The 1,348-nt window shown below is 35.7% G+C and carries 2 protein-coding genes; one reads left to right on the top strand and one right to left on the bottom strand.

Annotated elements, in window-relative coordinates; all coding sequences use genetic code 11:
* Positions 1-605: recombinase family protein (locus tag QI30_RS20150; RefSeq protein WP_148113935.1), on the bottom strand; the 605-nt coding region annotated here is incomplete at its 3' end.
* 238 nt (positions 606-843) lie between these two features.
* Here QI30_RS20150 and QI30_RS20145 point away from each other — a divergent pair.
* Positions 844-1,348 (top strand): hypothetical protein (locus QI30_RS20145; RefSeq protein WP_148113934.1); only part of this gene is annotated, 505 nt, incomplete at its 3' end.

Genomic DNA, 1,348 nt, shown 5'->3' with positions numbered 1-1,348 from the left:
TTCTTTTTTAGTCCAAGAAGCTTCATAAACTCTACACCCTTAATTTCCTTCGCCTGCCACTTTTCAAAATTTGCTTCCAAAATCTCGCGCTGTTCTTTTGATAATGTCTCTAAATTGATTGCTGGACGGCCTAAATGCTTGCCAGCTTTGCGTGCAGCTTCAATACCTTCCTTCTGGCGCTTCAGGATCTTTTTACGCTCTTGATCGGCGACATATGAAAGTAGCGAAAGGAATTGATCTTCCATCAATGAACCGAGCTGGCTGTCCTCAGTATTCATTGCTTTAAATTTACGGCTGTCGAAAAGTGTCTCATTTTCGAGAACGACAATATCAGCGTTGATTTTGCGCGTAATTTCCTTCCACTCTGAAATAATGGCTTCATAGTTGCGGCCCAGTCTGTCGAGTGCATCGACGTAAACGAGATCCCCGGAGCGGAGACGGCTTTTCATATTTTGATACTGCGGGCGGTTGAAGTCTTTTCCACTGGCGTGATCGATGTAAATGTCGCGGTCATCAATGCCAAGCGCTTTCATCTTTGCTTCCTGGCGAGCGGTGTTTTGATCTACGGTTGAAACGCGGATGTAACCGAATGTTTTTGTGGTCATAATCATTTCTCCTTTAAAAACGTTTGTAAATGTATATGATTCATTTTAAACGTTTATAAAGTGTTTTTAAAGGGTTTAGAAACGAAAAAGACACCCGAAAATTGGGTGTCCTTAAAGTATGGGTTTATAAACAAACACCTACTACTCATTACGCGAATTTTATAGGAAATTCCATAGAAATAAATACTCATAAATGTTATTCTTTTTATAGTTAAAAATAATCAAAAAGGAGATTTTTATGAGGAAAAATATTAATCTATTTTATTTATTTCTTGTTGGTATGATTTTAATTTTAGGTATCAATTCTAAAAATGCTAAAGCAGCAAGTTCACAATTACAGACACCTAGTAATTTAAAACTTGTATCGAAAAAAGCAGATGGAGCAATTAGATTTTCTCCTTTAGATCCACAGTACTTTTATAAATTAGAGAGTCCAGGCAGCACCCGTTACTCTGTTAAATTCAAATGGGGAAAAGTAAAAGGCGCAAGTTATTATAAGTTTGTTTTGTACAATAGAAAAACTAAGAAGACAGAAGTAATAGAAGAAGTAAATAGCAATCAATTTGACAGTGATGAATGGGGTATTTATTTAGTAGAAGGCTATGATTATAAGTTTAAAGTTAAGGCTATTAAAGATTCTAAAGGTAAGAAAAAATCTAGTAGTTATTCAAAACCTATTAACGTTAGTATTCCTTATGATGTCGTTGAGAAACTAATTGTGATGGCGGATGAAGAAGAATATG

The organism is Candidatus Kurthia intestinigallinarum (genome assembly GCF_003991225.1).
Lineage (GTDB): Bacteria > Bacillota > Bacilli > Bacillales_A > Planococcaceae > Kurthia > Kurthia populi.
Note: the sequence above shows the minus strand (reverse complement) of the source record. Positions and strands in the feature narration are given on the sequence as shown.